Origin of the sequence: Phenylobacterium koreense (assembly GCF_040545335.1) — a bacterium.
In the GTDB taxonomy this organism is placed as follows: domain Bacteria; phylum Pseudomonadota; class Alphaproteobacteria; order Caulobacterales; family Caulobacteraceae; genus Phenylobacterium; species Phenylobacterium koreense.
The window spans coordinates 1,731,558-1,757,745 of the sequence record NZ_JBEPLU010000001.1 but is presented as its reverse complement, the minus strand read 5'-3'; the positions used below and the strand labels follow the sequence as shown (position 1 = coordinate 1,757,745).

The window sequence follows — 26,188 nt, the reverse complement described above, 5'->3', positions numbered from 1 at the left end:
CCATGTGAGATCGACCTGCGTAAATGGAACGACGGCCGAGCTTCGCCGTTCTTGCGCCCTATTGACGGCGCCGCGGTTCTGTAGGGCTTAGGGCGTCGAAAACGGAGCTGTTTCGAATGACCCGACTGACCCGACGCGCCCTCGCGCTGGGGCTGGCCGCCCTTCCGCTTCCCGCCCTGGCGCAGCGTGCGCCCGCGGCGCCGCTCTCGGCGGCCGACCGCGCCCTGGCGGACCGGGCGGCGGCATATCTGCAAGACCTGACCGAAGCCAAGGGCCGCTTCGTGCAGACCGACGCCCGCGGCTCGGTGACCCAGGGCTCGATCTACATCAAGCGTCCGGGCAAGGCCCGGTTCGAGTACGACAAGCCCTCCGGCCTGCTGGTGGTGTCAGACGGCGGCAATGTCTCGATCGCGGACTCGCGCCTGAAGACCTTCGACGCCTATCCGCTGATGGCCACCCCGCTGTCGATCTTCCTGTCGCGCCAGATCCGCCTGGACAAGGGGATCAACATCACCCGGGTCTCGAAGATGGCGGACGGCTTCTCCATCACCGCGCGGGACGGCAAGAAGCAGGCCGAGGGCCAGATCACCCTCACCTTCTCGGACTCGCCCCTGGCCCTGATCGGCTGGACCGTCACCGACGCCCAAGGCGCCTCGACGCGGATCCGCTTGACCAACCTGACGAGAACCTCGGGACTGCCGGCCTCGTTGTTCGTCCTGAAAGACCCCCGGCCGCGCAATGTCGGCCGCGGGAAAATGTGACACTTGAGCAACACGCAATATGTCGCGTGATTTCCGTTTGACTTTTTGTCTTTAGCCGTGGCACTAAAGCCACATTGGGCCTGCGCGATCGCGCGCCCTTTCCGTGCCGGACCCTATCCCCTCCCGGCGGCGGCATGAGAGACACACTTCACGCCCGGGCTTCTCCAGTGCCCGGGCGTTTCTTTTTGCCCGAAGAGCCTTAAGTACGGCCCCTATGCGCCTTCGCCTCTCCACCTGGAACGTCAATTCCGTCCGGCTTCGCGTCGAGCAGGTCGCCCGCTTCGTCGACGAGCAGGCGCCCGACGTACTGTGCATGCAGGAGATCAAATGCCAGGAGGGAGAGTTCCCTCGCGCCGCCTTCGAGGCGGTCGGCCTGCCGCACATCAGGATCGCCGGCCAGAAGGGCTGGCACGGGGTGGCGATCGCCTCGCGCCTGCCGATCGAGGACGTCGCTCCGCTGCAGGTCTGCCGTGAAGGCCACGCCCGCTGTGTCGGCGCCAAGGTGGCAGGGGTCGAAATCCAGAACTTCTACATCCCCGCCGGCGGCGACATTCCCGACCGCGAGGTCAACCCGAAGTTCGACCACAAGCTGGACTTCTTCGAGAAGCTTACCGCCGAGATGGCGGGCCGCGACCCCAAGGCGCCGCTCGCCATCGTCGGCGACCTCAACGTCGCGCCTGGCGAGTTCGACGTCTGGAGTCACAAGCAGATGTCGAAGATCGTCAGCCACACCCCGATCGAGCTGGAGGCCTTCGCCAGGCTGAAGTCCAGCCTCGACTTTCTCGACCTGCCGCGGGCGGCGATCCCGGAACCGGAGAAGCTGTTCTCCTGGTGGAGCTATCGGGCGGCGGACTTCCGCAAGTCGAACCGCGGCCTGCGGCTCGACCACATCCTGGTGACCCCGGGCCTGCGGGATGCGGCCTTCCGTAGCGGCGCGGCCTCGGCCCGCGTGCACGACGACGTCCGCGAATGGGAGCGCCCCAGCGACCACGCCCCGGTCAGCGCGGATTTTGGAATCTAGATCGAGCTGTCGCCCGTTCGGGGTCGCGATAGTCGCCGAGGATGTTGAAGCTGAAGACGAAATCGCTGGGTCGCGCGGCCTCCCGCCGGAAGGCGGCGGCCCGGTCGGTCTCGGCGACCACGTCGATCAGCGCGACCTCGTAGCCGCGCCCTTCCAGGGCGGCGGCCAGATGGTCCAGGAACAGGTGCAGCGCGCCGTAGCGTGACTCGCCCCGATCAGGACCGCCCGCATCGGCGGCTCGGCGCTCAAGAGAGCTCGGGCCGGAAGTTCCCGTCCATCACGCAGCGCGGCGTGCCATCCTGGGTGATGATGGTGACCGGCTTGCCGACGCCGGGCGCGAAGAAGAACTGGCCTTTGCGCGTGGTCACCGCCAGCAGGGCGGGGCTGGAGAACTGGCAGACCGGCTCATAGGCGTTGCCCCTGCCGACCGCCACGGTGTTGCAGTCGACATGGCCGAACCGGCGGTCGTAGCGGACCTCGTTGAAGACAAAGGCCTTCTTCGGCTTGATGGGCTTGGCGTCGAACTCGGCGGCCGTCAGGCTGGGGCACGGCGGCCCGTCGATGGCGGCGAGGTTGGCTGCCTTGGTGGAGGCCTCCAGCGCGACGGCGCGGCGCTGGTAGCTGCTGAGGCCGACCACGACCACGCCGACCAGCACCGCAGCCCCCAGCATCAGCGGGAAGGCCCGGCCCACCGTCCACTTCTTCGCCATCGGCCGCCCCCAGGTTCGATCCGTCAGGGCGCCAATCTGTAGCCGCCGGCCTCCGTCAGCAAGAGCCGTGCATTGCCCGGATCGGGCTCGATCTTCTGGCGCAGGCGATAGACGTGGGTTTCCAGGGTGTGTGTGGTGACGCCTGCGTTATAGCCCCAGACCTCGGCCAGCAGTTCCTCGCGCGAGACCGGCTTTTCCCCGGCCCGGTAGAGGTACTTGAGGATGTTGGTTTCCTTCTCGGTCAGGCGGATCTTCTTCTGGTTGGCGTCGATCAGCATCTTGGCCGAGGGGCGGAACTCGTAGGCGCCCAGGTGGAAGACCGCGCCTTCCGACTGCTCGGCGCTACGCAGTTGCGCGCGGATGCGGGCCAGCAGTACCTGGAACTTGAAGGGCTTGGTCACGTAGTCGTTGGCGCCGGATTCCAGGCCGGAGATCTGGTCTTCGTCCGTATCGGCGGCGGTGAGCATGATGATCGGAGCGGCGACGCCCTTTTCACGCATCTGCCGGCATGCCTCGCGGCCGTTCATGTCGGGCAGGTCGACATCCAGCAGGATCAGGTCCGGACGATTTTCGACCGCCGCCTTGACGCCTTCACCGGCGGTGGCCGCTTCGATGGCCGAGAAATCCTCGGAAAGCTGCAGTTGTTCGGCGATAGCGCCACGGAGTTCTTCGTTGTCGTCGACGACGAGGAGGGTCTTGCGTTGAGCCATAAGCGCGAACATGCACCGTATCGGGCAAAAGAGCCAACCTGAGGAGACCCCCTAGGCCATGATCTTCACGGCGATGTCAGATGGACGCTTCGAGTTGAACGGTCGCGTGACCCGTTGCGCCCTAGGCAAGGGCGGGGTCGTCGCCGCGGAGGACAAGCGCGAGGGCGACGGCAAATCGCCGCTGGGGACCTGGCCAATCCGCCGGGTGTTGTTCCGGCCCGACAAGGGCGGCGCGCCCAGGACCGGCCTGCCGACCAAGGCCCTGGAGCGCGACGACGGCTGGTGCGACGCGCCGGGCGACCCGGCCTACAACCGCGCTGTGAAGCTGCCGCATCCGGCCAGCGCCGAGCATATGTGGCGCGAGGACGACGTCTACGACCTGGTCTGCGTGCTGGCCCACAACGACGACCCGCCGGTTCCAGGGCTCGGCTCGGCGATCTTCATGCACCTGGCCCGACCGGGCTACGCCCCGACCGAAGGCTGCGTCGCGCTCTCGCGCGAAGACATGCTGGACCTGCTGGCCGTCGCCAAGCTGGGTGACGCAGTGGCGATCGTCGAGGGCTGAGCGTCGGATGCTCCCCCGTTAGTACGCCCGAGCCCCGAACAGGGCCGAGCCGACGCGGACGCTGGTGGCGCCGAAGCGGATGGCGGTTTCGAAATCGTCGCTCATGCCCATGGAGAGCTTCGCAAGCCCGTTGCGGGCCGCGATCTTGGCAAGTAGCGCAAAGTGCGGGCCGGGCGGCTCGGCCGCCGGCGGGATGCACATCAGGCCCTCGACCGGCAGGCCGTAGGTCGTGCGGCAGGCGGCGATGAAACCATCGGCCTCCGCAGGCGTCACCCCGGCCTTCTGCGGCTCCTCGCCAGTGTTGACCTGGACATAGAGCCTGGGGGCCTTGCCCTGCTTCCGAGCCTCCTCGGCCAGCACTCGGGCCAGCTTCTCCCGGTCGAGGCTCTCGATCACGTCGAAGAAGGCCACCGCTTCGCGCGTCTTGTTGGTCTGCAGCGGCCCGATCAGGCGCAGTTCGATGCGTTCGCGATGGGGCGTCCAGCGCTCCATGGCCTCCTGCACGCGGTTCTCGCCGAACGCCCTCTGCCCGGCCTCCAGGACTGGCTGCACGGCCTCCCAGGGCTGCTGCTTCGACACCGCCACCAGGGTCACGTCGGAAGCCGCGCGGCCGGACGCCTTCGCGGCGCGGGCGATCCGGGCTAGGACATCGGCGAGGGCGGGAGGAACGGTCATCTCGGCAAGCTTCTGGACGTTGGCGCGAACGGCGCAAGCCATAGGGCGGCGAGCCTCCTCGCGAAAGCCCCTGCCTTCCTTGCTATTCTTCACCGATCCCGACCGGACGCCGGACATCGAGGCCGCGGCGCGGCGGCTGCCGCCTGGCTCGGCCATCGTCTATCGGACCTTCGGCGACCCTGAGGCGGCGGCGCAGGCGCGCAAGCTCCTGCAGATCGCCCGGACGCGGAAACTCCGCCTGCTGATCGGCGCGGACGAGGACTTGGCGGCCGAGGTCGGCGCGGACGGGGTCCACCTGCCCGAGCGCCTGGCGGGCCGGATCCCCTATCTCAAGCGCCGCGGCTGGCTGGTCACCTGCGCCGCCCACAGCCCGCTGGCGGCCCGGCGGGCCCTGGGGGCGGGGGCGCACGCCGTGGTGGTCTCGGCGATCTTTGCCTCACGCAGCCCGTCGGCGGGCGAGCCCATCGGCCCGTTGCGCCTGGCCCGGCTGGTCCGCGCCGCCGGCGGCCCGGTCTACGCGCTCGGCGGCGTCAATGACGAAACAGCCCGCCGGCTGCTGCCTGCGGGCCTGGTCGGACTGGCGGCTGTGGAAGCCCTCAGAGCCTTTTAGGGCCAGATGGTTCGAGCGGCGTAGCCGCACGCACACGCTTTCGGCTAACGCGCCCTAGAACTTGAAGGCGGTCTCGAGACGAACCCGCGGCGCAGCGTCGCGCGGCTCGGTCTTCTTGAAGGTCGGGCTTTCTTCCTCGCCCAGGGCGACGGCGCCGCCGACCCGCAGGCTCGGCGTGACGCGGAAATAGGCCCCGGCCTGGACGTCGTTCAATTGGGTGCCGCGCTCGTCCCGCTGATCGAGATTGAGCGACACCCCCCAGCGCCCCTTGCGCTCCCACTTCAACGTCTTGCCGCCTTGGGCGTTGGTCGAAGCTTCGCTGCGCACGGAGAAGTCGGCGGATCTGCCGGCCGCCGATTGGGCATGGGCGGCCGTAGCGCCGCTCGCGAGGAGCGCCGCGCCGATCGCCGAAATGACCAACCGCTTGGACATACCCACCTATATGGCCCCTAAGCCCCGGCCGCGCCATGAAGCGGCGTGACCGTTGAGGCGATTAAAGTCCCCCGCGACTTCAGGTCAACCGACTCCGCCACCGCTTTGCCCGTCCCGCAGGCAGATCATCGCGGCCTGTGGCGGCGGAGACACGCGATTCCTGTTTGGCGGTTCCACGGGCATTGTTATAGAGGGCGCGGCTGCAAGGGGGCGGCGCCGCGGCGCGAACCGGCGCGGAAGAACGACTGGGAGTCGATGAATGCCGTTTGTACGCGGTAATTTGGTGCGTGGCGTGACGACCGGAGTGCTCGTGCTGAGCCTGTCGGCCCTGGCGGCTTGCTCGAGCGGCGGCCGGAAGGAATCCGGCGGCTTCCTGGGCATCGGCGGCAAGTCCGAAACGACCGCCAGCTCCAACCAGCAGGCGATTGGCGTGAACGGCTATCTGTGGCGCGCGACGCTGGACACCCTGTCCTTCATGCCGCTGGCCTCGGCCGACCCTTACGGCGGCGTGGTCATCACGGACTGGTACGTGAACCCGGAAAAGCCGGACGAGCGCTTCAAGTGCACCGTCTACATCCTGGATTCACGCCTGCGCGCCGACGGCCTGAACGTCGCGGTGTTCAAGCAGACCCGCGACGCGACCGGGAACTGGGTGGACGCTCCGGCGGCCGGCCAGACCGAGACCGATCTCGAGAACGCGATCCTTACCAAGGCGCGGCAGCTTCGGCTGTCGAACATCGGCTAAGCCCCGAGCCGGGCGCATTCGAAGACTCCAGGATGCGCCTTCCTAGTCCGGGGCGGCGCAACGAACGGCGCCGTCCGTCATTTCTCTGAACCTTCGAAGACGCCCATGGCCCGCTACAATCCGAAAGAGACCGAGCCCAAGTGGCGTAAAGCCTGGGCCGACGCCGACGTGTTCCGCGCCGGGCCGCCCAAGCCCGGCACGCCGAAATACTACGCCCTGGAGATGTTCCCCTATCCCTCCGGGCGACTGCACATGGGCCATGTGCGCAACTATTCGCTCGGCGACGTCGTCGCCCGCTACAAGCGCGCTCGCGGCTTCAACGTGCTGCACCCGATGGGCTGGGACGCCTTCGGCCTGCCGGCGGAAAACGCCGCCATGGAGCGCGGCGTCGATCCGCGCGGCTGGACCTACGACAACATCGCCAAGATGCGCTCCGAGCTGAAGGAACTGGGCCTGTCGATCGACTGGTCTCGGGAGTTCGCCACCTGCGACGCGGCCTATTACGGCAAGCAGCAGGACTGGTTCCTGGACCTGTGGAAGCGCGGCCTGGTCTATCGCAAGGAAAGCGTCGTCAACTGGGACCCGATCGACCAGACGGTCCTGGCCAACGAGCAGGTGGTCGACGGCCGCGGCTGGCGTTCCGGCGCGATCGTGGAGAAGCGCAAGCTGAACCAGTGGTTCCTGCGCATCACCGACTACGCCGAGGAGCTGATCGAGGGCCTGAAGACCCTCGACCGCTGGCCCGACAAGGTCCGGCTGATGCAGGAGAACTGGATCGGCCGCTCCAAGGGCCTGCGCCTGAAGTTCGGCTGGGGCGGCCAGCCGCAGGCCGGTTTCGAGGCCGGGCTGGAGGTCTATACGACCCGTCCCGACACCCTGTTCGGCGCCAGTTTCGTGGGCGTCGCGCCAGATCATCCGTTGGCGGAACAACTGGCCGCCGATCCCAAGGTCGCCGCCTTCATCGCCGAGTGCCGCAAGGGCGGCGCTTCGGAAGCCGAGATCGAAACCGCCGAGAAGATCGGCTTCGACACCGGCCTGACCGTGGTCCACCCGCTCGACCCGACCTGGCGCCTGCCGGTCTGGATCGCGAACTTCATCCTGATGGACTACGGGACCGGCGCGGTCTTCGGCTGCCCGGCCCACGACCAGCGCGACCTGGACTTCGCCCGCAAGTACGGCCTCCCGGTGAACCCGGTGGTCCTGCCGCCCGGCGAGGACGCGGCGACCTTCGCTGTGGCCGATGAGGCCTATGTCGGCCCTGGGACCATCTTCAATTCCAAGTTCCTGGACGGGCTGGAGATCGAGGCCGCCAAGGCCGCGGCGATCGCCAAGATCGAGCAGCAGGACCAGGGCGAAGGCGCCACCGTCTACCGCCTGCGCGACTGGGGGGTGGCCCGTCAGCGCGGCTGGGGATGCCCGATCCCGGTCGTCCACTGCGCCAAGTGCGGCGTGGTCGCTCTGCCCAAGGATCAACTGCCCGTCGTGCTGCCGGACGACATGGACTTCTCCAAGCCCGGCAACGCCCTGGCGCGGCACCCGACCTGGAAGGACACCACCTGCCCCGAGTGCGGCGGGGCGGCGACGCGGGAGACCGATACCCTCGACACCTTCGTCGACTCCTCCTGGTACTTCGCGCGGTTCACCGACACCGAGGCCCAGGCGCCGATCGACAAGGCCGCGGCCGACTACTGGCTGCCGGTCGACCAGTATGTGGGCGGCATCGAGCACGCGGTCCTGCACCTGCTCTACGCCCGTTTCGTCACCCGCGCCCTGGCCGACGAGGGCATGTTGTCGGTGCGCGAGCCCTTCGCGGGGCTGTTCACCCAGGGGATGGTCACCCACGAGACCTATCGCCGCAAGCAAAGCGGCGAGTGGGTGGAGCCCAAGGAGGTCGAGATCCTGGCCGAGAGCGGCAAGCGCTTGGCGCGCAGCCTGCAGACCGGCGAGCCGCTGGTGATCGGCGACGTCGAGAAGATGTCGAAGTCCAAGCGCAACACCGTGGCCCCGGAGGAGATCTTCGAGGTCTACGGCGTCGACGCCGCGCGCCTGTTCGTACTGTCCGACAGCCCGCCGGAACGCGACACCCAGTGGTCGGCAGCCGGGGTCGAAGGCGCCTGGCGCTTCGTCAACCGGGTTTGGAACGAGTTCGACAGCCAGCCGGCCGGCCCCGCCCCTGCCCTGGCGGCCGACCCCAAGGCCGACGAGCTGCGCGCCGTCACCCACCGCATGATCAAGGGCGTCACCGAGGCGATCGAGACCTTCCGGTTCAATTCCGGCATCGCGCGGATGTACGAATTCCTCAACAAATTGAAGGAATTCCCCGCCGAGGGCGCGGCCCCCGCGGTGCTCGCGGCGCGGCACGAGGCCCTGTCCGTGTTCGCTCGCCTGATCTCGCCCTTCACCCCGCACCTGGCCGAAGAGGCCTGGGCCCGGATCGGCGGCGAGGGCATGGTGGTCTCCGCGCCTTGGCCGGAGTTCGACGCCGCCCTGACCCAGGACGCGGTGCGCGTCCTGCCGGTGCAGGTCAACGGCAAGCGCCGCGGCGAGATTTCGGTGGCCGCCGGCCTGGAACCGGCCGAGGTTGAGAAGATCGTGCTTGACGATCCCGAGATCACGCGGCGCCTTGAGGGCCTGGCGATCAAGAAGGTGATCGTCGTCAAGGACCGCATCGTCAACATCGTCGCCGGGTGAGCTGACATGAACCGCACCGTCGTCTCTGCAGTCCTCCTGGCCGCCGCCGTGGGGCTCGCCGGTTGCGGCTTCACGCCCCTCTACGGAACCCCCGGGGTGACGGCGCAGCTCGCCTCGGTTCAGGTGATGACGCCGCCCGGCCGCACCGGGCAGCTCATCCGCGAGCACCTGGACGACGCCCTGGCCCGCGACAAGGGCGCAGCGCCCCAGTACCGCATGGACCTGGCCGTCTCCGAGACGCGCTATCCCCGGGGCGTGCGCGTGGACAATGTGGCGACGCGCTACGAGTACGTGCTGACCGCCAACTACACCCTGGTGGCCTCCAGCACCGGCGCGGCGGTGAAGAGGGGCATCGCGCGGGCCCAGGTCACCTATGACAGCGCCGACCAGCCTTACGCCTCCATCACCGCCCAGCAGGACGCCCAGGACCGCGCCGCCGCCGAGTGCGCGCGCAAGATCCAGCTCGAAGTGGCGGCCTGGATGGCGAACCAGGCCAGGTCCTAGGGCCCGGCGGCCGTGATCCTTTCCAAGCGGCCGGATATCGAGCGCTTCCTGGCCAAGCCCGAGCCGCCGATCCGCGCCGCCCTGCTCTATGGCCGCGACACCGGCGTCGTCCGCGACCGCGGCGGACAGCTTGCGGTCAAGATCGCCCCCAATCTCGACGACCCGTTCGACGTCGCCCTATTGACCGACGGCGACCTTGATTCCGACGGCGGCCGGCTGGAGGGCGAGCTTGCGGCCCAGTCGCTGATGGGCGGTCGCCGGCTGATCCGCCTGCGCTTCGCCACCGAAAAAGCCAATCTGGACAAGCAGGTGGCCGAAGCGCTCGCCGCCCACGCCGCCGGCAAGCTGAACCCCGACGCCTTCTTCCTGATCGAGGCGGGGAACCTCGGGCGCGAGTCCACCCTGCGCAAGACCGCCGAGAAGGCGCCCGAGGCAGTGGCGATCCCCTGCTATGAGGACGAGCCCGGCGACGTGGCGCGGCTGGTGCGCGAGGTGCTGGCCAAGGACAGCGTCGGCCTCGACGCCCAGGCCCTGCAGCTCTTCGTCGGCCGCCTGCCCAAGGAGCGCGGCGTCGCCCGCCAGGAGATCGAACGCCTGGCCCTCTATCTTGAACCCGGCAGCGGCCGCACCGCCACCGCCCGGGACCTCGACGACTTCTTGGGCGTCGAGCCCGAGGCCTCCCTCTCCGACGCCGCGGCCGACGCCTTCGGCGGACGCCTGGGCGACGCCCAGGCCGGCCTGCGCCGCGCCGCCGCCGAGGGCGAGGCCGGCGCCGCGGCCATCCGCGCCATCAGCATGTACCTCGCACGCCTGCGGCGCACCCTCACCCTCGCCAAGTCCGGCGCCGGCCTGCAGGAGGCGGCCAAGGCTTCCGGCGTCTTCTGGAAGCAGGAGCGCGAGTTCCTTCGTCAGGCCCGGAGCTGGTCGCTGGAGGAACTCGACCGGCTGCAGCCGGAGGTGCTCGCCGCCGACAAGGCCTGCAAGACCGCCAGCTCCCCCGACAGCCTGATCGCCGAGCGCCTGGCGTTGACCATCGCCGGCCGCGCAAGGCGTCTGGGGCTCTGAAAGTCGGGTTTCAAAATCGCCGCTGTGGCGCAAGAAGACCGGCCATACCGTCCCCAGGCACGATCGCCACGCCAGAAACGCGATTTCGTTTTCGAGTCGTTATAAATCAATAGGTTAGCGACAGATCACCCCCCCCCGGGTGGGGAGAAGCAGGATCTGAGCGGATGCTCCCCCAGAGGGTGGAGGATCTGGTTTCCTTAAACCCGCGTCAGCTTCCGGCAGAGCTCGTCGAGCTGTTCCAGGGTCGCGTAGCGGATGCGCAGTTCCCCTACCCCGCCCTTGTCGAGCACTTCGACATCGAGCCCCAGCGCCTCGGAGAGGTCGACCTCCAGCGCCTGGGTGTCGGTGTCCTTGGCGGCCTTGCGGCCGGCCGCCTTCGGACGGCTCGCCGACGAGGCGCCGCCGCGGGCTAGGCTCTCGGCGTCGCGGACCGATAGGCCCTTGGCGATGATCTGCTCGGCCAGCGCCGTCGGGTCGTCGGCGGTCAGTATGGCCCGGGCATGACCGGCGGTCAGCTTGCCCTCCAGCACATAGGCTCGCACCGCCTCCGGCAGGTTCATCAGGCGCAGGGTGTTAGCCACGTGGCTGCGGCTCTTGCCGATGCTCTCGGCCACCTCCTCCTGCGTGCGCTTGAACTTTTCGATGAGCTGCTGGTAGGCGGCCGCCTCTTCGATCGGGTTCAGGTTCGAGCGCTGGACATTCTCGATCACTCCGATCTCAAGCACCTGGACGTCGTCCAGCTCGCGCACCAGCACCGGCATGACCCGCAGCCCGGCCTTCTGGCTGGCCCGCCAGCGGCGTTCGCCGGCGACGATCTCCCACTCGCCAGGCAGGCCCGGCGCCGGACGCACGAGGATCGGCTGCAGCACCCCCTTTTCACGGATCGAGGCGGCCAGCTCGTCCACCTCAGCCTCGGAAAATGTCCAACGTGGCTGATCGGCGTTGCGATGGATCAGCTCGATCGGGACCTCGCGGACCCCGGAAACCTCTTCAACAGGCGCCCCGGCGACGACTTTGGCCTCGTCCACGTCGCCCAACAGGGCCGACAGCCCGCGGCCCAATCCACGCTTCTCGACCATGACGCCCCCTTACGCCGCCGCCTTGGCGCGGCGGTCCCGCTCGCGCATCACAACTTCCCGCGCCAGCTTCAGATAGGCCTGCGAGCCTGTGCACTTGAGATCATAGACCAGCACCGGCTTGCCGTAGCTCGGCGCCTCCGATACCCGGACATTCCGCGGTATGACCGTGGCGTACACGGTATCGCCGAAATGGCCGCGAACATCGCGCGCCACCTGTTCCGACAAGCTGTTGCGCCGATCGTACATAGTCAGCACCACGCCCTGGATCTCCAGGCCGGGGTTCAGGCTGCCGCGCACTAGGTCCACGGTCCGCATGAGCTGGGTCAGGCCTTCCAGCGCGAAGAACTCGCACTGCAGGGGCACCAGCACGGCGTCGGCCGCGGCCATGGCGTTGACCGTCAGCAGGTTCAGCGACGGCGGACAGTCGATGAGGATATAGGTGTAGTCGCCGGACTGGCGGATCGGCTCCAGGGCGTCGCGCAACTTGAACGACCGGCGGGCCTGCTGGCCGAGCTCCAGCTCCACGCCGGACAAGTCCGGGTCGGCGGCGATAAGATCCAGCCCCGGCAAAGCGGTCTCGACCACCGCGGCCGCCACCGGCTGCTCGCCCATCAGCACGTCGTAGAGCGTGACCTTGCGCTGGGCGCGGCCGACGCCGAGGCCGGTGGAGGCGTTGCCCTGCGGATCGGAGTCGATGAGCAGGACCTTCTCGCCCACCGCCGCGAGGGCGGTGCCGAGGTTGATCGCCGTCGTGGTCTTGCCGACGCCGCCCTTCTGGTTGGCGACGACGAGGATCCGCAAACTGCCCTTAGCTTTTCCGGCCACGGCCGAGTCTCCTCACACGCACGATCTGGCCTCTGGCGTCGCTGCGGCTGGGCGACACGTCCGCCTCGAAATCCCAGGTCCTGGCTGCGTCTTCCAGTTCGGACGCAACGTCCTGTCCCTTCAGGAACAGGGCCACCGCCCCCCGCTTGAGGTAGGGCTGTGCGTAACCCAGCAGGCGGGACATCGGCGCGCAAGCCCGGGCGGTGACGATATCCACAGTCAGGGCCAAGTCTTCCGCACGAGAATTGTGAACCGTCGCCGGCAGGTCGAGGCCCGTCACCACTTCCGACAGGAAGCGGCAGCGCTTGGCCAGGCTGTCGACCAGATGCACGTGAAAATCCGGACGGCCCTTGCCGAGGATCGCCAGCACTACGCCCGGCAGGCCCGCCCCGGTGCCGAGATCAGCCCAGGTCTTGGCCTCCGGCGCCAGCGGCAGGATCTGGGCGGAGTCCCAGGCGTGCCGCGACCAGAAGACGTCGAGGGTCGCCGGACCCACGAGGTTCATCTTCTCGTTCCACTCGGCGAGGTATGACCGGTAGCGCTCCAGGTCGGCGATCGCCTGGGCGTCGCAGCCGGTGGCGGTAGCGAACGCAGCCGCGTCGTTGACGTCGATGACCATGGGCTCAGGCTGCGCGGCGGCGGACATGGGCCAGCAGGGCGGTCAGGGCGCCGGGCGTCACACCCTCGATGCGGGCCGCCTGGCCGAGGGTCAGGGGTTTCACGGCGGTCAGTTTCTCCCGGACCTCGTTGGAGAGCCCGCCGACCCCGGCATAGTCAAGGTCGGCCGGGAGCCGCAGGTTCTCGTCGCGGCGGAAGGCGGCGGCGTCAGCCGCCTGGCGATCCAGATAGCCGGCATAGGCGGCGTCGATCTCCAGTTGCTCGCGGGCGGCGAGCGACCAGTCGGTCGCTTCCGGGAAGACCTTCGCCAGATCATCGAAGCCGATGGTCGGATAGGCCAGGAGTTGGACCAGGTCGCGGACCACTCCATCGGCCTTCACTGGCAGGCCTGCCTTCTGGGCGGCGGCCGGCGTCAGGGTCAGCTCCCCCGCCCTCTTGCGGGCGTGGGCCAGTTCCTTCGCCTTGGCGCGATAGGCTGTTTCACGTGAAACACCGACCACCCCGAGAGCAATGCCCTGCTCCGTCAGGCGCTGGTCGGCATTGTCAGCGCGCAGGGTCAGACGGAACTCCGCCCGGCTGGTGAACATGCGGTAGGGCTCGGTCACCCCCCGCGTCGTCAAGTCATCGATCAGCACGCCGATATAGGCTTCATCCCGTCCGAAGGCCGCGCCGTCGAGGCCCGAGGCCGCGCGCGCCGCGTTGAGCCCGGCCACCAGGCCCTGGGCGCCGGCTTCCTCGTAACCCGTGGTGCCGTTGATCTGGCCGGCCAGGTAGAGCCCCGGCAGCCGCTTTACTTCCAGGGTCGGATAGAGCTCGCGCGGATCGACATAGTCGTACTCGATCGCATAGCCGTAGCGCTTCACCCGCACGTTCTCGAGGCCCGGGATCGTGCGCAGGAAAAGGTCCTGCGTCTCTTCCGAGACCGAGGTCGAAATCCCGTTCGGATAGACGGTGTCGTCGTCCAACCCCTCCGGCTCCAGGAAGATCTGGTGGCTGTCCTTGTCGGAGAACCGCACCACCTTGTCCTCGATGGACGGGCAATAGCGCGGCCCGCGCCCGCTGATCCGCCCGCCGTAGACGGCGGACTCGGTCAGGCGATCGGCGATGATCCTGTGGGTCTCGGCGTTCGTGTAAGTCACGCCGCAGGCGATCTGCGGCGTGGTGATCTTGTCGGTCAGGAACGAGAACGGCACGGGGTGCTCGTCCGCCTGCTGCATCTCCAACCCGTCCCAGGCGATGGTCGTCCCATCCAGGCGCGCCGGCGTGCCGGTCTTCAGCCGCCCCATGCTGAGGCCCGATGCGTAGAGCCGGTCCGAGAGCCCGATCGAGGGCGCGTCCCCCACCCGCCCGGCCGGCACGCGCGTGTCGCCCAGGTGGATCAGGCCTTTCAGGAAAGTGCCCGTGGTCAGGACCACGCGGCCGGACAGGTACTCGTTCCCCGTGGCGCCGACCACGCCCTGCACCACACCGTCGCGGACGATGAGGTCTTCCACCGCCTCGGCCACCACGGTCAGGTTCGGGGTCGCGGCGAGTTCCGCCTGCATGGCCTGGCGGTAGAGTCTGCGGTCGATCTGGCTGCGGGGGCCGCGCACGGCCGCGCCCTTGGAGCGGTTCAGCATCCGGAACTGGATGCCGGCCCTGTCCGCCAACCGGCCCATCAGGCCGTCCAGGGCGTCGATCTCGCGGACCAGATGGCCCTTCCCCAGGCCGCCGATGGCCGGGTTGCAGCTCATCTCGCCGATGGTCTCGAGCTTGTGGGTCAGCAGCAGGGTCTTGGCGCCGAAGCGCGCGGAGGCCGCGGCGGCTTCACAGCCGGCGTGCCCTCCCCCGATGATGATGACGTCCCAGGCGCTCACGCTCGCTCACTCCACGCAAGACGCCCCCGGAAGGCCGGGGGCGCTGTCGGGCTCTATATAGCGGAGAGCAGTTGATTTTTCACCGGTGGAATCGGGCGGCGTTGTTTCACGTGAAACAGAAGGGACCTGCGCTTGCCCAATGTTTCACGTGAAACGGCCGCCCTACTTCCCGATGCAGAAGCTGGAGAACACCCGGTCGAGCACGTCTTCCGGATCGATCCGGCCGGTGATCCGATCGAGCGCCCGACCGGCGAGCCTCACGTCTTCCGCCGCCAGTTCCAGCTCGTCCTCGAGCACCAGAGCTCGGCCCAGCCGCTCCAGCGCCTCGGTCAGCAGCTCCCGGTGGCGCAGCCGGGTCGCGGTCGGCAGCTCTGCGCCGGCCAGCGCGTCGACCACCCGCCGCTCCAGCGCGTTCTCCAGGGCGGCTACGTCATCCGGCTTCCAAGCACTGAGCCGCACCACCTCGACGCCCAGGGCCCGCGCCTCGACCAGGGCGTGACCGGTCTCGGCCCCCTGCTCCAGGTCGGCCTTGTTGATCAGGCAGAGGTCGTGCGGATGCAGGCCCGGCGTCGTCGGCGCGGCGTCGCTTGAGCCGTCCACCACCCAGAGCCGAAGGTCCGCCTCGTCCGCCCAGGCCCGGGCCCGCCGAACCCCTTCGGCCTCGATCTCGTCGTGGGTGTCGCGCAGGCCAGCAGTGTCCGCCAGCAGCGCCTTGTAGCCGGCGAACCGCATCGGGACCTCGATCACGTCACGCGTGGTGCCGGGCGTGGAGGTGACGATCGCCGCCTCCCTGCGCGCCAGGGCGTTCAGCAAGGTGCTCTTGCCGGCGTTGGGCGCCCCGACCAGGGCGATGCGGAAGCCCTCGCGGACACGCTCGCCCCGGTGTGCGTCGGCCAGGGCGTCCTCCAGTTCCTCGATCAGAGCGCGCAGCACCGGCCGAGCCCTTGCGGCGACGTCGGCGGGCACCTCTTCGTCCGGGAAGTCCACTGCGGCCTCGAACATGGCCAGAGCCTCGATCAGATGATCGCGCCAGCGCGCCTGCGCCTGGCCCAGGGCGCCGCCGAGCTGGTCGAGCGCCTGGCGCCGCTGAGCCTCGGTCTCGGCCTCAATGAGGTCGGCGACACCCTCGGCCTGCGCGAGATCGAGCTTGCCGTTCTCGAACGCGCGCCGCGTGAATTCCCCCGGCTCGGCCAGGCGAAGACCGAGCGAACTCAGCGCCTCGATCACCCTGGCGACCACGGCCGGGCCGCCGTGCACGTGAAACTCGGCGCAGTCCTCACCGGTGTAGCTGGCCGGGCCTTCGAACCAGAGCACCAGCGCCTGATCGATCGGCTCCCCGTCGGAAGCGCGCAGGGTCCGCAGTGCCGCCTCGCGCGGCCGAGGCGTCTTGCCGGCCAGCGCCGCGACCGCCCTCGCCGACTGCGGCCCGGACAGGCGAACGACCGCCACGGCCGCACGACCCGCAGCCGTGGCGGGCGCAAAGATGGTGTCGCTCATTTAGGCCGGTTCGTCCCCATGCCGGCGTCGACCGCGGCGTTCATCAGGTTGCGGAACTGCTCCTGGGCGCCGACCCCGAACGCGGCCCAGCTCTTCATCAACTCGTCGGGGGACAGCATGGCGACGTTGGCGCTCATCCGCTTCTGCATCTCCTCGACCAGCTTCTCGTTGACCGCCGTGACGTCAGGCAGCCCCAGGAAGGCCCGCGCCTCCTGAGGCGTGCAGTCGATCTCAATCGTCATTTTCATCGGCAAACCTCTACAGACGAGCCGTCCTTGACCACATTGTTATGAGCGCAGCCTAGCCTGGCGGGCTAGTACGCGATCGAGGGCTTTTTGATTTAAGACGGGAGACGCCCATGGGCGAGACCACCACCATCAAGACCGACGACGGCCAGTTCTCCGCCTATGTGGCGCGCCCGAGCCGTTCGAAGGCTCCGGCCATCGTGGTCATCCAGGAGATCTTCGGCGTCAATGCGGTGATGCGCGGCGTGTGCGACGAACTGGCCGCCGCCGGCTTCCTGGCGGTGTGCCCCGACCTTTTCTGGCGGATCGAGCCCGGTATCGACATCACCGACCAGTCCGAGGCCGAGTGGAAGAAGGCCTTCGAGCTCTACAACGCGTTCGACGTGGACGCCGGCGTGAAGGATATCGCCGCCACCATCGACCACGTCCGCGGCCTGCCGGAGTCGACCGGCAAGGTCGGCGCGGTCGGTTTCTGCCTCGGCGGCCTGCTCGCCTTCCTCACTGCGACCCGCACCGACTCCGACGCCAGCGTCTCCTTCTATGGCGTCGGGATCGAAAAGAACCTGGTCGAGGCCGACAAGCTGGGCCACCCCCTGCTGATGCACATCGCCGAGCAGGATCAGTTCGTGCCGAAGGAAGCCCAGGCCCTGATCATCTCCCAACTGAAGAACCATCCGCAGATCGCCATCCACACCTATCCCGGCCGCGACCACGCCTTCGCCCGCATCGGCGGCGAGAACTACGACGCGAGCGACGCCAAGCTGGCCAACGGCCGGACCCTGGCCTTCTTCAAGCAGCACCTGGAGGCGTGATGCCCGAGTTGATGAAAGCCATCATCTTCCAGCAAGCCGGCGGCCCTGATGTCCTGGAGATCGCCGAGGTCCCCGTCCCCGCGGTCGGCCCGGGCCAGGTGCTGGTCAAGCAACAGGCGATCGGCGTCAACTTCATCGACACCTACCACCGCTCCGGCCTCTACCCCGTGAAGCTGCCTTCCCGCCTGGGAATGGAAGGCGCCGGGGTGGTGGAAGCGGTCGGTGACGGCGTCACCCGTTTCAAGGCCGGCGATCTGGTGGCCTACGCCTCCGGGCCGCTGGGCGCCTATGCTGAGTACCACGCCGTGGTCGCCGACCGCGCCGTCAAGCTCCCCGACGGGGTCAGCGCCGAGATCGGGGCCGCGGCCCTGCTGAAGGGCATGACCGCCGAGTTTCTGCTGCGGCGCTGCTACCCGGTGAAAGCTGGCGAGACGATCCTGGTCCACGCCGCCGCCGGAGGAGTCGGCTCGATCCTCGTCCAGTGGGCCAAGCACCTGGGCGCCACGGTGATCGGCACGGCCGGTTCGGAGGACAAGGCCCGGCGCGCCAAGGCCCACGGCGCCGATCACGTCATCCTCTACCGCGACCAAGACGTCGCCGCCGAGGTTCGCCGCATCACCGACGGCGCCGGCGTGCCGGTGGCCTATGATTCCGTCGGCGCTGCGACCTTCGAAGGCACCCTGGCCAGCCTTGCGCGCCGTGGCCTCTTCGTCAGCTTCGGCAATGCGTCGGGCCCCGTCCCCGCCTTCGAGCCTGCGCGTCTGCAGCGGGCCGGCTCGCTGTTCTTCACCCGCCCGACCATGGGCGATTATCAGGTCACCACCCAGGAGCTCGATGAAAGCGCCGGCGCCCTATTCGAGGTGATCAAGTCCGGCGCGGTGAAGATCGAGATCGGCCAGACCTTCCGCCTCACCCAGGCCAAGACCGCTCACGAAGCCCTTCACGGCCGGGAAACCGTCGGCGCCAGCCTGCTTATCCCCTGATCCTCTCCGGGGATCTATTCGGACGGCGTTTCACGTGAAACACCTGGAAAATCAGGCGCTTCCATAAGCAAAGGGCCCGCAGGATCTGCGGGCCCTTCTCCTTCGCCGACGATGTCGCCGAGGCTCAGGTGTTCATCGACTGGAAGAAGTCGTCGTTGTTCTTCGACTGGCGCAGCTTGTCGAGCATGAACTCGATCGCGTCCTGCGCGCCCATCGGGTTGAGGATGCGCCGCAGGATGTAAGTCTTCTGCAGGTGCTCCTTCGGGGTGATGAGGTCTTCCTTCCGGGTGCCCGACTTGATGACGTCGACGGCGGGGTAGATCCGCTTGTCGGCGACCTTGCGGTCCAGGATGATTTCCGAGTTACCGGTGCCCTTGAACTCTTCGAAGATGACTTCGTCCATCCGGCTGCCGGTGTCGATCAGGGCGGTGGCGATGATGGTCAGCGAGCCGCCCTCCTCCACGTTCCGCGCCGCGCCGAAGAAGCGCTTCGGACGTTGCAGGGCGTTGGCGTCGACACCGCCGGTCAGCACCTTGCCCGACGACGGGACCACGGTGTTGTAGGCGCGGCCCAGGCGGGTCACGGAGTCCAGCAGGATCACCACGTCGCGCTTGTGCTCGACCAGGCGCTTGGCCTTCTCGATCACCATCTCGGCGACCTGCACGTGGCGGGTGGCCGGTTCGTCGAAGGTCGAGGACACGACCTCGCCGCGAACCGTGCGGCGCATGTCGGTCACTTCTTCCGGGCGCTCGTCGATCAAGAGGACGATCAGGTAGCACTCGGGATGGTTGGTCTCGATCGACTTGGCGATGTTCTGCAGCATAACCGTCTTACCGACCCGCGGCGGGGCGGTGATGAGGCAGCGCTGGCCCTTGCCGAGCGGGGCGACGATGTCGATGACCCGGCCGGTACGGTCCTTCAGGGTCGGGTCGTCGATCTCCATCTTCAACCGCTCGTCGGGATAGAGCGGGGTCAGGTTGTCGAACAGGACCTTGTGGCGGACGTTCTCGGGGGCTTCGAAGTTGATCTGCTCGACGCTGACCAGGGCGAAATAGCGTTCGCCTTCCCGCGGGGCGCGGATGCCGCCCTCGACGGAGTCGCCGGTCCGCAGGCCGAACTTCCGAATCTGCGAGGGGCTCACATAGATGTCGTCCGGGCCGGACAGGTAGTTGGCCTCCGGCGAGCGCAGGTAGCCGAAGCCGTCCTGCATCACCTCGAGGGTGCCGGAGCCGGAAATCTGGACGTCCTCTTCGGCCAAGGCCTTGAGGATCGCGAACATCATGTCCTGCTTGCGCATGGAGTTCGCGTTTTCGATCTCCAGGGTTTCGGCGAAGGACAGCAGGTCGGCCGGCGACTTGTCCTTCAGCTCCTGCAGCGACATGCGAGTCAGGCCCATGGCCGCGATGGCCTGGGCGACTTCGGACGGGCCTTCGTCCTCCTCTTCGTCGGCTTCGGCGACCGCCTCGACCTGGGCCTCCTCGAGGACCGGGGTTTCGGCGGCGTCGACCGGGGTCTCGTCGGTCGGGGCGGGGGTGTCTTCGCTCATGGGTTTACTCTGAAAGCACGGGCGACCGAACGGAGCTCGGGCGCCGGGAGAATCTCGACATGGCGCGGGGTGCGCGCCGGTGGGAATGTCTTGGGACCGGGCCGCAGCATTCAGCGCGGCGCACGGATAAGGCGGGGCGTGGCTTCGCGGCGCGACTCCACGTGCGGTCAGCGGAACCACATGCGCGGCTTGCGGTCAAGCGTGGCCTGGCGTCGCTCACGGCTCCCGATCAGGGGAGCCGTCAAGCAGATAGGGTCAGCGCTGGCCGAATTGAAGAGTGACGGCCAACACGGCGACCACCGCGGCCAGGAAGGGCAGCTCGTTGGTGGCGCGCCAGAACTTCGCCGACTTCGGGCGCTGACCGGCCAGGAATTTCTTGTAGGACCCGGCCAGGAAGCCGTGCCAGCCGGAAATGAACAGCACCGCGGCCAGCTTCACCATCATCCAGGGCTGCAGCAGGAAGGCCCAGCCCTCGCCGACCGCATAGACGTGATAGAGGATCAGGCCGACGCCCAGGATCCACACCAGGATCATCGACGGATTGATGATGATTTTCAGGAGCTTGCGCTCCCAGACCAGGAAGTGCTTGTCGAACTCCGTCCCTGGAGGCGCCGTCTCGGTGTGATAGGCGAAGAGCCTGGGCAGGTACATCATCCCGGCCATCCAGGCGATCACCGCAATGATGTGCAGGCCGCGCAACAGGTCGAAATGATTCATCGTCAGGCTCCCCCCGCCTTGCCTTGGCAGGCGCATTTTCCATGGCTCGGCGGGCAAAGCCAAGGCCCGAAGGGCGCAGCCCCCGGCCCGCGCTCCAGGGCTTCAAGGCTCGCCTGCACGAAGCTGTCGATCAAGGAGGCGTCGGTCGTCGGCGTCGGCGCCCGCAAATAGGGGCTGACCCCCAGCTCCTTGGCGAGCACGGCGTATTCGTGGTCCAGCTCGACCAGCGTCTCCACATGCTCGGAAACGAAGGCGACCGGACAGATCAGCACGCCCTTGCCGTCGGCGGCGGCCTGGCGCACGGCGTCCACAGTGGACGGGCCCAGCCATTTCAGCGGGCCGACTCGGCTCTGGTAGCAGATGCTCCAGTCGGTCAGCTCAGGCACCCGCGCGGCGATGGCCCGGGCGGTGGCCTCGACCTGGACCTGGTAGGGATCACCGCCGTCGACCACCTTCTGCGGCAGGCCGTGGGCCGAGAACAGCAGGCGCACATCGGCCGGCCGACCGGCCTTCAGCCAGATCTGGCTGATCGCGCGGGCGTGGGCTTCAGCCAGGCCCTGGGCCTCGGGATAGCAGCAGACGGTGTGCGGCCGGCCAGGGCCGCGGTAGGCCCGCGCCCAATCCTTCAGGGACGAGCCCGTCGTCGTCGTGGAGAATTGCGGATAGAGCGGCAGCAGAACCAGGTCGTCCGGCGCGAACGCGGCGACCTCCTTCGCGGTCTGATCAGCGAACGGCTTCCAGTACCGCATGGCGATGAAGACCCGCACGGTCAGATCCGGCCTCGCGGCCGACAGCGCTTCCTGCAGAGCCGCGGCCTGGCGCGTGGTCTCCGGCAGCAGGGGCGAGGCCCCGCCCATGATCGCGTAATTCGCCTTGGCCGTTTCTTCCCGGCGCGTGGCGATGAGCTTCGCCAGCGGCAGGCGCAGGAAGCCCGGCAGGCCGATGATCGCCGGATCCTTGAAAAGGTTCTCCAGGAACGGCTTTACCGCCTCGGGACCATCGGGGCCGCCAAGGTTGAAGAGAACGACGGCAAGCTTGCTCACTTGCCGGTCACTCTCCGGACGGCGCGGTCGATGTGCTCGATCGGGGTGTCTGGCATCACACCATGTCCGAGGTTGAAGATATAGGGACCTTGGTTCCACTGCTCGATCAGGGCGTCAATGCGCCGGTCCAGCGCAGGTCCGCCGGCCCGCAGCAGCAGATTGTCCAAGGCGCCCTGGATCGTCTTGCCGCCAGCCTGGATCCTCCGTCCCATCGCTGCGGAAGCCTGGGTGTCGAGGCCGACCGCTTGGACCGGGACTTGGGCGGCGTAATTCTCCACCAGCGCCCCGGCACCGCGCGGAAAGCCGATGAACGGAACGTCGACGCCGGCGGCGCGAACCTTCTCGATGATCGCCTTGTGCGGGCCGATTACGATACGCTCGAATACGTCCTCGGCCAGGTTCTCGGCCCAGCTCTCGAAGAGCTTCAGCACCTGGGCGCCGGACTTGGCCTGCATCACCAGGTAGCGCGCAGTGGACTCCACCAGCACATCCAGCAGGGCGTCCAGCTTCTCGGGGTGCTGGTAGGCGTAAGTGCGGGCAGCCTCGCGCTGCGAGCCGCGGCCCTCCAGCATGTAGGTCGCCACCGTCCACGGCGCGCCGGCAAAACCGATCAGCGCCTTCTCCGGGTCGAGCTCGGCGCGCACGCGGCTGAGCGTCTCGCCTATGTCGGCCAGCCGGCCGGTCGAGGCTTCGATCTGATCGGCCAGAGCCTCGATCGGCGGCAGTTCGCCAAGCCGGGGGCCTTCGCCGGTCTCGAACCAGACGTCCTGGCCCAGCGCCCGGGGGATCAACAGGATGTCCGCAAAGACGATCGCCGCATCCAGCGGGAATCGCCGCACCGGCTGTAGGGTCGCCTCAGCCGCCATCTCTGGATTGTGGCAGAACGAGATGAAGTCCCCGGCGCGTGTCCGCAGCTCCCGGTATTCCGGCAGGGACCGCCCTGCCTGACGCATGAACCAGACCGGCGGCCGATCAAGGGTTTCGCCCGCAAGCGCCCGCAGGAGGCGCGGTTTCGAAGCTTCCGACATGGCCTCGTTAAACCGCCTAACGGGCGAACTCTCAAGCCCAGGGTCCGCCCTTCTTCATCTCTAGATTTTTGAAAGAAGGTTGTGAGGGTTGAAGTAGGGCCGTGGATGACTGGGGAAAACCGGCCGGCCCTTCGGTCCGTTAACGCCTTATCAACACGCCGGCCGGGGTTTTCTCCCTTGTCGATCCATCGCCTGTGGATAGCGGGGAGATCGCTGCAAGCTGTTGTTGCGCAAGGCAAAGCCACAAAGGTTAAGAGTGGGCCGGGCCGTGATCGAACCGGACTCGTTCGCGTTAACCCGCCGGCCCGTCGCGTTAAGGTTAAATTAACACTCGGGGGCGTGGAGGAACGTCGGTCAAACCTCGGCATTCATCCCGGCTTTGCACAGGCGCGTCCGCCGGCCGTGCGCTATTCCCCAAACCAGTCCGACTTCGTTAAGAAGGTTTCGACTCTTCCATCCCCAAGTTTCCGGCGTTGCTCCTGAAATTTCCCCTTTACGACCGGCCCAAGGCTTGATGACCGCCACCCAGCGCTTTGCGACCTACTTCCACGTCCACCTGGTGTCCGATTCCACCGGGGAAACGCTGAACGCCATGGCGCGGGCGGTGTGCGCCCGATTCGAGAATGTGCTGCCGATCGAGCACATCTACGCCCTGGTCCGCTCGCCCCGGCAGCTCGAGCGCGCCCTGATGGACATCGCCGAAGCGCCCGGCGTGGTGATCCACACCATTGTGGACGACGCGCTGCGGGCGGGCCTGGAAGAGGGCGTGCGGCGGCTGGACATGCCGTGCATCGCCGCTCTCGACCCGCTGGTCTCCTCGCTGCAACGCTATCTCGGCGCCTCGATCAGCCGGCGGGTCGGCGTCCAGCACGCCATGGACAACGACTATTTCAACCGCATGGACGCGCTGAACTACGCCATTGGCCACGATGACGGCCAGGGCGGCCAGGACCTGGAACAGGCCGACGTGGTGCTGGTCGGCGTTTCGCGCACCTCCAAGACCCCGACCTGCATCTATCTGGCCCATCGCGGGATCCGGGCGGCCAATGTGCCGCTGGTGCCGACCCGGCCGCCGCCGGAAAAACTGTTCGACCTGAAGAACACACTGGTCGTCGGCCTGACCATCTCTCCCGACCGGCTGATCCAGATCCGCCGCAACCGCCTGCTCAGTCTCAAGGAGGACCGGGAGTCGAGCTATATCGACATCGAGGCGGTGCGCGAGGAGACGGTGAAGGCGCGGCGGCTCTACGAACGCCAGGGCTGGCCGGTGATCGACGTCACCCGCCGCAGCGTCGAGGAGACCGCCGCCGCGGTGATGAACCTGCTGCACGGCGGCCACGGCCAGGTGGAGGTGCTGGGATGACCGCCTCCCCGATCATCCTCGCCTCCAAGAGCGCGGCCCGACGCGCCGTGCTGACCGGCGCGGACGTCCCGTTCGAGGTCTCGGTCGCCGGCGTCGACGAGGACGCCGTGAAGACCGCCATGCTCGCCCAGGGCGCGGACGCCCGCGAGGTCGCCGACGCCCTGGCGGAGATCAAGGCGTTGAAGGTCTCGCAAGGCCGGCCCGGCTTCGTCATCGGCTCGGACCAGACCCTGGAGTTCGAAGGCCGTCTCTATGACAAGGTGGAGAACCTGGACGCCGCCGCCGAGCGCCTGAAGGCCATGCGCGGCAAGCCCCACAAGCTGCACTCGGCCGTGGTGGTCGCCAAGGACGGCGCGCCGATCTGGCGCGAGGTGGTGACCGCCACTCTGACCATGCGCGACTTCTCCGACGCCTTCCTCGACCACTATCTCCGGACCGAGGGCGACCAGGCCCTCGGCTCGGTGGGCTGCTATCGGCTGGAAGGGCCGGGCGCGCAGCTCTTCTCGAAGATCGAGGGCGACTATTTCGCCATCCTCGGCCTGCCGCTGATGGGCCTGCTGGAGCTGCTCCGCCGTCATGGAGCCCTGGCCACGTGAGCATCACCGGCGCGACGCGGGTGGCCGGGGTCGTCGGCCTGCCCATCACCCATTCCATGAGCCCGATTCTGCACAACGCCTGGCTGGCGGCGGCCGGGATCGACGGGATCTACGCGCCGTTCTCCACCCAGCCTGGCCGCTTCCGCGCCTTCGCCGAGTCCCTGCGCGGCGGCTCGGTGGCTGGCCTCAACGTCACCCTCCCCTTCAAGGGGGAGGCCCTGGCCCTGGCTGACGAGGCGACCTTCCGCGCCAGCGCCGCCCAGGCCGCCAATGTCCTGGTTTTCCGCGAGGACGGCTCGATCCTGGCCGACAACACCGATGGGCTGGGCATGCTGGCGGCCTTAGCCGAACAGGCGCCGGGCTTCGATCCGGCCGGCGGCCCGGTGGTCGTCCTGGGCGCCGGGGGCGCGGCCCGCGGCGCGGTCGCTGCCTTCGTCGAGGCCGGCGGCCCGGAGGTGCGCATCGTCAACCGCACCCTGGCCCGCGCTCAGGAGATCGCAGATGGCCTCGGCGCCCGCGCTTTCCCGCTCTCGGACGTCGCCGCGGCCTTCGACGGCGCCGTCGCCGTGGTCAACGCCACCTCGGCGGGCCTCTCCGGTTCGGCCGGCCTGGAGGTTCCGATCGAGGCTACGCCCGCAGGCGCGGTGGTGATGGACATGGTCTACAAGCCGCTGAAGACGCCCTTTCTCGCCCAGGCGCAGGCCCATGGCCGCCGCACCGTCGACGGGCTGGCCATGCTCATCGGCCAGGCCATCCCCAGCTTCGAATACTTCTTCGGCCAGACCCCGCCGAAATCGGTGGACGTCCGCCGCCTGGCGATCGAGGCGCTGGGGCTGTGAGCCTAATGGAGAACCACATGCTCATCATCGGCCTCACCGGTTCCATCGGCATGGGCAAGTCGACCACGGCCAAGATGTTCCGCGAGGCCGGCGTGCCGGTCTACGACGCCGACGCCGCGGTGGCCGATCTCTATGAAAAGGGCGGCGCGGCGGTCGAGCCGCTGGAAGCGGCCTTCCCCGGCGTCACCAAGGACGGGGCGGTGGATCGCGAGGCCCTCCGCCAGCGGGTGCTGGGCGACGACGCGGCCATGACTAGGCTGAACGCGATCGTCCATCCGCTGGTCGGCGCCGACCGGGTCAAGTTCTTCGAGGCCGCCGAGGCCGCCAAGGCCGACATGGTCGTGCTCGACATCCCGCTGCTTTACGAGACCGGCGGCGACGCCCGCATGGACGCCGTGGTCGTGGTCTCCGCCCCCGAGGCGCAGCAGCGCGAGCGGGTCCTCGCCCGTCCCGGCATGACGCCCGAGCGCCTGGACGCCATCCTCGCGCGGCAGATGCACGACGCCGAAAAGCGCGCCCGCGCCCACTTCATCGTCGACACCGGCCGCGGCTTGGAGGCCGCTCGCGAGCAGGTCACCGAGATCATCGCCGCCATGCGCGATCCACTGCGAAGACCGGCCCGGGCTGTTGAAGGCCGCCGCGAACAGTAAGA

General features: G+C 68.2%; 29 protein-coding genes. 15 read left to right on the top strand and 14 right to left on the bottom strand.

Annotation, left to right across the window (positions count from 1 at the left end; genetic code table 11):
• Positions 1 to 116 precede the first annotated feature (116 nt).
• From ABID41_RS08775 to ABID41_RS08765, 3 genes are all read left to right on the top strand, one after another.
• A complete protein-coding gene (locus tag ABID41_RS08775; RefSeq protein ID WP_354297429.1) occupies positions 117 to 761 on the top strand; it encodes a LolA family protein in 645 nt (214 codons plus the stop codon).
• 214 nt (positions 762 to 975) lie between these two features.
• A complete protein-coding gene (locus ABID41_RS08770) occupies positions 976 to 1,782 on the top strand; it encodes an exodeoxyribonuclease III (protein ID WP_331931399.1) in 807 nt (268 codons plus the stop codon).
• Complete coding sequence (locus ABID41_RS08765) at positions 1,772 to 1,987, top strand: hypothetical protein (protein ID WP_354297428.1); 216 nt, start codon at positions 1,772 to 1,774, stop codon at positions 1,985 to 1,987. The genes ABID41_RS08770 and ABID41_RS08765 overlap by 11 nt, the downstream gene beginning before the upstream one ends.
• Before the next feature lie 40 nt (positions 1,988 to 2,027).
• Here the strand turns inward: ABID41_RS08765 and ABID41_RS08760 are convergent, their stop codons facing one another.
• Positions 2,028 to 2,492 carry a hypothetical protein gene (locus tag ABID41_RS08760; RefSeq protein WP_331931401.1) on the bottom strand — a complete coding sequence of 155 codons (465 nt, stop codon included), beginning with the start codon at positions 2,490 to 2,492 and terminating at the stop codon, positions 2,028 to 2,030.
• Between the two features lie 23 nt (positions 2,493 to 2,515).
• Positions 2,516 to 3,202: a response regulator transcription factor gene (locus tag ABID41_RS08755; RefSeq protein ID WP_331931407.1), complete on the bottom strand. Its 687-nt coding sequence runs from the start codon at positions 3,200 to 3,202 to the stop codon at positions 2,516 to 2,518.
• A gap of 58 nt (positions 3,203 to 3,260) precedes the next feature.
• On the opposite strand from ABID41_RS08755, the gene ABID41_RS08750 reads away from it, so the two are divergent.
• On the top strand, positions 3,261 to 3,767 hold the full coding sequence (locus tag ABID41_RS08750) for a L,D-transpeptidase family protein (RefSeq protein ID WP_331931403.1): 507 nt from the start codon (positions 3,261 to 3,263) through the stop codon (positions 3,765 to 3,767).
• Positions 3,768 to 3,785: 18 nt separating this feature from the next.
• On the opposite strand, the gene ABID41_RS08745 is transcribed toward ABID41_RS08750, so the two are convergent.
• Positions 3,786 to 4,442 carry a YggS family pyridoxal phosphate-dependent enzyme gene (locus ABID41_RS08745; protein WP_331931409.1) on the bottom strand — a complete coding sequence of 219 codons (657 nt, stop codon included), beginning with the start codon at positions 4,440 to 4,442 and terminating at the stop codon, positions 3,786 to 3,788.
• A gap of 79 nt (positions 4,443 to 4,521) precedes the next feature.
• On the opposite strand from ABID41_RS08745, the gene ABID41_RS08740 reads away from it, so the two are divergent.
• On the top strand, positions 4,522 to 5,052 hold the full coding sequence (locus ABID41_RS08740; protein WP_354297427.1) for a thiamine phosphate synthase: 531 nt from the start codon (positions 4,522 to 4,524) through the stop codon (positions 5,050 to 5,052).
• Positions 5,053 to 5,106: 54 nt separating this feature from the next.
• Here the strand turns inward: ABID41_RS08740 and ABID41_RS08735 are convergent, their stop codons facing one another.
• Positions 5,107 to 5,484, bottom strand: coding sequence for an NtrZ family periplasmic regulatory protein (locus ABID41_RS08735; protein WP_331928103.1), 378 nt, complete (start codon positions 5,482 to 5,484; stop codon positions 5,107 to 5,109).
• Positions 5,485 to 5,743: 259 nt separating this feature from the next.
• Here ABID41_RS08735 and ABID41_RS08730 point away from each other — a divergent pair, with 259 nt between their 5' ends.
• From ABID41_RS08730 to holA, 4 genes are all read left to right on the top strand, one after another.
• Positions 5,744 to 6,229: a DUF3576 domain-containing protein gene (locus ABID41_RS08730; RefSeq protein ID WP_331928105.1), complete on the top strand. Its 486-nt coding sequence runs from the start codon at positions 5,744 to 5,746 to the stop codon at positions 6,227 to 6,229.
• A 105-nt stretch (positions 6,230 to 6,334) separates the two neighbouring features.
• Positions 6,335 to 8,920, top strand: a complete 2,586-nt coding sequence (gene leuS, locus ABID41_RS08725) for a leucine--tRNA ligase (RefSeq protein ID WP_331928107.1) — start codon at positions 6,335 to 6,337, stop codon at positions 8,918 to 8,920.
• A 6-nt stretch (positions 8,921 to 8,926) separates the two neighbouring features.
• Positions 8,927 to 9,424: an LPS assembly lipoprotein LptE gene (gene lptE / locus ABID41_RS08720; RefSeq protein WP_331928109.1), complete on the top strand. Its 498-nt coding sequence runs from the start codon at positions 8,927 to 8,929 to the stop codon at positions 9,422 to 9,424.
• A gap of 12 nt (positions 9,425 to 9,436) precedes the next feature.
• On the top strand, positions 9,437 to 10,489 hold the full coding sequence (gene holA, locus ABID41_RS08715; protein ID WP_354297426.1) for a DNA polymerase III subunit delta: 1,053 nt from the start codon (positions 9,437 to 9,439) through the stop codon (positions 10,487 to 10,489).
• Positions 10,490 to 10,686: 197 nt separating this feature from the next.
• On the opposite strand, the gene ABID41_RS08710 is transcribed toward holA, so the two are convergent.
• The 6 genes from ABID41_RS08710 to ABID41_RS08685 form a co-directional block, all read right to left on the bottom strand.
• Entirely contained in the window at positions 10,687 to 11,568 is an 882-nt protein-coding gene (locus ABID41_RS08710) for a ParB/RepB/Spo0J family partition protein (protein ID WP_331930886.1), read from the bottom strand.
• A 9-nt stretch (positions 11,569 to 11,577) separates the two neighbouring features.
• Complete coding sequence (locus ABID41_RS08705) at positions 11,578 to 12,369, bottom strand: ParA family protein (RefSeq protein WP_331930894.1); 792 nt, start codon at positions 12,367 to 12,369, stop codon at positions 11,578 to 11,580.
• A gap of 7 nt (positions 12,370 to 12,376) precedes the next feature.
• The gene (gene rsmG / locus ABID41_RS08700; RefSeq protein ID WP_331930888.1) at positions 12,377 to 13,039 is read right to left on the bottom strand and encodes a 16S rRNA (guanine(527)-N(7))-methyltransferase RsmG; all 663 of its coding nucleotides are present in this window, start codon (positions 13,037 to 13,039) and stop codon (positions 12,377 to 12,379) included.
• Complete coding sequence (gene mnmG, locus ABID41_RS08695; RefSeq protein WP_331930890.1) at positions 13,017 to 14,867, bottom strand: tRNA uridine-5-carboxymethylaminomethyl(34) synthesis enzyme MnmG; 1,851 nt, start codon at positions 14,865 to 14,867, stop codon at positions 13,017 to 13,019. Before mnmG ends, rsmG begins: the two co-directional genes overlap by 23 nt.
• Before the next feature lie 162 nt (positions 14,868 to 15,029).
• Positions 15,030 to 16,364, bottom strand: coding sequence for a tRNA uridine-5-carboxymethylaminomethyl(34) synthesis GTPase MnmE (gene mnmE / locus ABID41_RS08690; protein WP_354297425.1), 1,335 nt, complete (start codon positions 16,362 to 16,364; stop codon positions 15,030 to 15,032).
• The gene (locus ABID41_RS08685; RefSeq protein WP_331929662.1) at positions 16,361 to 16,612 is read right to left on the bottom strand and encodes a DUF6489 family protein; all 252 of its coding nucleotides are present in this window, start codon (positions 16,610 to 16,612) and stop codon (positions 16,361 to 16,363) included. Before ABID41_RS08685 ends, mnmE begins: the two co-directional genes overlap by 4 nt.
• Positions 16,613 to 16,722: 110 nt before the next feature.
• Here ABID41_RS08685 and ABID41_RS08680 point away from each other — a divergent pair, with 110 nt between their 5' ends.
• Together ABID41_RS08680 and ABID41_RS08675 are read left to right on the top strand one after the other, a co-directional pair.
• Positions 16,723 to 17,421, top strand: a complete 699-nt coding sequence (locus tag ABID41_RS08680) for a dienelactone hydrolase family protein (RefSeq protein ID WP_331929664.1) — start codon at positions 16,723 to 16,725, stop codon at positions 17,419 to 17,421.
• 11 nt (positions 17,422 to 17,432) lie between these two features.
• A complete protein-coding gene (locus ABID41_RS08675) occupies positions 17,433 to 18,404 on the top strand; it encodes a quinone oxidoreductase family protein (RefSeq protein WP_331929678.1) in 972 nt (323 codons plus the stop codon).
• 124 nt (positions 18,405 to 18,528) lie between these two features.
• Here ABID41_RS08675 and rho read toward each other — a convergent pair whose 3' ends face one another.
• From rho to hemE, 4 genes are all read right to left on the bottom strand, one after another.
• A complete protein-coding gene (rho, locus tag ABID41_RS08670) occupies positions 18,529 to 19,950 on the bottom strand; it encodes a transcription termination factor Rho (protein ID WP_331929666.1) in 1,422 nt (473 codons plus the stop codon).
• A 255-nt stretch (positions 19,951 to 20,205) separates the two neighbouring features.
• Positions 20,206 to 20,667 carry a CopD family protein gene (locus tag ABID41_RS08665; protein WP_331929668.1) on the bottom strand — a complete coding sequence of 154 codons (462 nt, stop codon included), beginning with the start codon at positions 20,665 to 20,667 and terminating at the stop codon, positions 20,206 to 20,208.
• Positions 20,668 to 20,669: 2 nt separating this feature from the next.
• The gene (gene hemH, locus ABID41_RS08660; RefSeq protein WP_331929670.1) at positions 20,670 to 21,710 is read right to left on the bottom strand and encodes a ferrochelatase; all 1,041 of its coding nucleotides are present in this window, start codon (positions 21,708 to 21,710) and stop codon (positions 20,670 to 20,672) included.
• Entirely contained in the window at positions 21,707 to 22,738 is a 1,032-nt protein-coding gene (hemE, locus tag ABID41_RS08655) for a uroporphyrinogen decarboxylase (protein WP_331929672.1), read from the bottom strand. The genes hemH and hemE overlap by 4 nt, the downstream gene beginning before the upstream one ends.
• Positions 22,739 to 23,252: 514 nt before the next feature.
• On the opposite strand from hemE, the gene ABID41_RS08650 reads away from it, so the two are divergent.
• Genes ABID41_RS08650 through coaE form a run of 4 tightly spaced genes read left to right on the top strand, consistent with a single transcriptional unit; the run spans position 23,253 to position 26,186 of the window.
• Positions 23,253 to 24,101 (top strand): pyruvate, water dikinase regulatory protein, encoded by an 849-nt coding sequence (locus ABID41_RS08650; protein ID WP_331929674.1) that lies wholly within the window; start codon positions 23,253 to 23,255, stop codon positions 24,099 to 24,101.
• Positions 24,098 to 24,697 carry a Maf family protein gene (locus ABID41_RS08645; protein ID WP_331929676.1) on the top strand — a complete coding sequence of 200 codons (600 nt, stop codon included), beginning with the start codon at positions 24,098 to 24,100 and terminating at the stop codon, positions 24,695 to 24,697. The genes ABID41_RS08650 and ABID41_RS08645 overlap by 4 nt, the downstream gene beginning before the upstream one ends.
• Positions 24,698 to 24,753: 56 nt before the next feature.
• Complete coding sequence (locus ABID41_RS08640) at positions 24,754 to 25,536, top strand: shikimate dehydrogenase family protein (RefSeq protein ID WP_435530002.1); 783 nt, start codon at positions 24,754 to 24,756, stop codon at positions 25,534 to 25,536.
• A gap of 17 nt (positions 25,537 to 25,553) precedes the next feature.
• Positions 25,554 to 26,186 (top strand): dephospho-CoA kinase, encoded by a 633-nt coding sequence (gene coaE / locus ABID41_RS08635; protein WP_331930644.1) that lies wholly within the window; start codon positions 25,554 to 25,556, stop codon positions 26,184 to 26,186.
• Positions 26,187 to 26,188: the final 2 nt, after the last annotated feature.

Coding starts and splice junctions, on each gene's coding strand:
- ABID41_RS08645 (WP_331929676.1), top strand. CDS start 24,098: ATGACCGCCTCCCCGATCATCCTCGCCTCCAAGAGCGCGGCCCGACGC.
- ABID41_RS08665 (WP_331929668.1), bottom strand. CDS start 20,667: ATGAATCATTTCGACCTGTTGCGCGGCCTGCACATCATTGCGGTGATC.
- ABID41_RS08710 (WP_331930886.1), bottom strand. CDS start 11,568: ATGGTCGAGAAGCGTGGATTGGGCCGCGGGCTGTCGGCCCTGTTGGGC.
- ABID41_RS08650 (WP_331929674.1), top strand. CDS start 23,253: ATGACCGCCACCCAGCGCTTTGCGACCTACTTCCACGTCCACCTGGTG.
- ABID41_RS08755 (WP_331931407.1), bottom strand. CDS start 3,202: ATGGCTCAACGCAAGACCCTCCTCGTCGTCGACGACAACGAAGAACTC.
- lptE (WP_331928109.1), top strand. CDS start 8,927: ATGAACCGCACCGTCGTCTCTGCAGTCCTCCTGGCCGCCGCCGTGGGG.
- mnmE (WP_354297425.1), bottom strand. CDS start 16,364: ATGAGCGACACCATCTTTGCGCCCGCCACGGCTGCGGGTCGTGCGGCC.
- ABID41_RS08685 (WP_331929662.1), bottom strand. CDS start 16,612: ATGAAAATGACGATTGAGATCGACTGCACGCCTCAGGAGGCGCGGGCC.
- ABID41_RS08745 (WP_331931409.1), bottom strand. CDS start 4,442: ATGACCGTTCCTCCCGCCCTCGCCGATGTCCTAGCCCGGATCGCCCGC.
- ABID41_RS08730 (WP_331928105.1), top strand. CDS start 5,744: ATGCCGTTTGTACGCGGTAATTTGGTGCGTGGCGTGACGACCGGAGTG.
- coaE (WP_331930644.1), top strand. CDS start 25,554: ATGCTCATCATCGGCCTCACCGGTTCCATCGGCATGGGCAAGTCGACC.
- ABID41_RS08775 (WP_354297429.1), top strand. CDS start 117: ATGACCCGACTGACCCGACGCGCCCTCGCGCTGGGGCTGGCCGCCCTT.
- ABID41_RS08770 (WP_331931399.1), top strand. CDS start 976: ATGCGCCTTCGCCTCTCCACCTGGAACGTCAATTCCGTCCGGCTTCGC.
- leuS (WP_331928107.1), top strand. CDS start 6,335: ATGGCCCGCTACAATCCGAAAGAGACCGAGCCCAAGTGGCGTAAAGCC.
- ABID41_RS08750 (WP_331931403.1), top strand. CDS start 3,261: ATGATCTTCACGGCGATGTCAGATGGACGCTTCGAGTTGAACGGTCGC.
- rsmG (WP_331930888.1), bottom strand. CDS start 13,039: ATGTCCGCCGCCGCGCAGCCTGAGCCCATGGTCATCGACGTCAACGAC.
- rho (WP_331929666.1), bottom strand. CDS start 19,950: ATGAGCGAAGACACCCCCGCCCCGACCGACGAGACCCCGGTCGACGCC.
- ABID41_RS08640 (WP_435530002.1), top strand. CDS start 24,754: ATGAGCCCGATTCTGCACAACGCCTGGCTGGCGGCGGCCGGGATCGAC.
- ABID41_RS08675 (WP_331929678.1), top strand. CDS start 17,433: ATGAAAGCCATCATCTTCCAGCAAGCCGGCGGCCCTGATGTCCTGGAG.
- ABID41_RS08735 (WP_331928103.1), bottom strand. CDS start 5,484: ATGTCCAAGCGGTTGGTCATTTCGGCGATCGGCGCGGCGCTCCTCGCG.
- ABID41_RS08680 (WP_331929664.1), top strand. CDS start 16,723: ATGGGCGAGACCACCACCATCAAGACCGACGACGGCCAGTTCTCCGCC.
- ABID41_RS08760 (WP_331931401.1), bottom strand. CDS start 2,492: ATGGCGAAGAAGTGGACGGTGGGCCGGGCCTTCCCGCTGATGCTGGGG.
- hemE (WP_331929672.1), bottom strand. CDS start 22,738: ATGTCGGAAGCTTCGAAACCGCGCCTCCTGCGGGCGCTTGCGGGCGAA.